Source organism: Vibrio sp. Vb1574, assembly GCF_033338675.1.
The window spans coordinates 1-1493 of sequence record NZ_JAWOTC010000176.1 but is presented as its reverse complement, the minus strand read 5'-3'; the positions used below and the strand labels follow the sequence as shown (position 1 = coordinate 1493).

The 1493-nt window shown below is 47.2% G+C and carries 1 protein-coding gene; it reads right to left on the bottom strand.

Translation table 11 applies throughout. The annotated features are described in order from the left end of the window. Window positions 1-1493: diaminobutyrate--2-oxoglutarate transaminase family protein (locus tag R7O12_RS24570; protein WP_318126659.1), on the bottom strand; the 1493-nt coding region annotated here is incomplete at both ends.

Here is a 1493-nt window from a genome sequence, read left to right as displayed (position 1 = left end):
GCCTCTGCTGCAACAGCAGGCATTAAAGGAGGCGTATGCAAATGCGCGATACAATCAGGGTGTTGAGTGAAGATAGCGTTCTTTGCCACCAGCTCTGCCACATCATCGATTACGGATTTAAGTGGCGCATTTTTGTTGTCTAGGTCAACCGCGTTGATCGCATCTTCTAACGCTTTAGGATCCATACCTGAGTATGGTGCGTTAACTTGTTCAAACACTGACTTCATTGCAGCAGTTGTGTGGTTCATTACTGATGCAAACTCAGCACTGCCTAGTTCACCGGTATGGATGAAGTGCTTTTTCCACTCTTCTTGTGGTGCAGCTTCAACGTGGCTACCGCCTGCGGCGATGATCGCTTCTTCAAGCACACGTAATGCGAAGTCAATCTGTTCGAATGAAATGATAAGTGGTGGAAGGAAGCGAATAACAGAACCTTCGCGGCCGCCTTTCTCAACCATCAAACCACGCTCAAGCGCAGCACGTTGAATCGCTAGGGTCAACTGACCGTCCGCAAGAGGTTCACCAAACTTGTTAAGCTCGCCGTTAGGATTCTTGATTTCAACGCCTAGCATCAAGCCTTTGCCACGAACTTCAGCAATACAGTTAACACGTTTTTGGATGTTTTCAAGACCAAAACGTAGGTATTGGCCAGCAACGTTCGCATGCTCAACAAGGTTGTCACGTTGGATAATTTCAAGCGCTTTAGCACCTGAAACCATTGCAAGTTGGTTACCACGGAATGTGCCCGTGTGCTCGCCTGGCTTCCACGTATCGTGTTGCTTATTGATCACAAGCAGTGACATTGGCAAGCCGCCGCCAATCGCTTTAGAAAGACACAATACATCAGGCACGATACCCGCTTCTTCGAAAGCGAAGTTGTAACCAGATTTACCCACACCACACTGAATTTCATCAAAAATCAGTAGGATACCGTGCTCATCACAAATACGACGTAGTTCGCGCAACCAGAATGCTGGAGCAGGAATTACACCGCCCTCACCTTGAACTGGCTCTACGATGATCGCAGCAGGCTTCATGATACCCGCTTCATCATCGTTCAATAAACGCTCGATATAACGAATACTTGCTTTCGCACCTTCGTCACCGCCAAGGCCAAATGGACAGCGTAGGTTGTATGGGAAAGGCATAAAGTGCACATCTGACATTAAGCCAGTACGACGCGCTTTTGTTCCTAAATTACCCATCATGCCCATCGTACCGTTTGTCATACCGTGGTATGCCCCACGGAAAGCAAACATGGTATTACGACCTGTCGTTTGTTTCGCTAGCTTGATCGCAGCTTCAACCGCATCAGCACCCGATGGTCCACAGAACTGAATAACACAGTTATCGCCCAGCTCTTGAGGAAGAAAAGACTTAACAGACTTAATAAAGTGAGTTTTAGCAGAAGTGGCAATATCAAGAGTTTGATAAGGCAGACCAGAGTCTAACTGCTCTTTTAACGCTTGGTTAATTTCAGGATGGTTGTAACC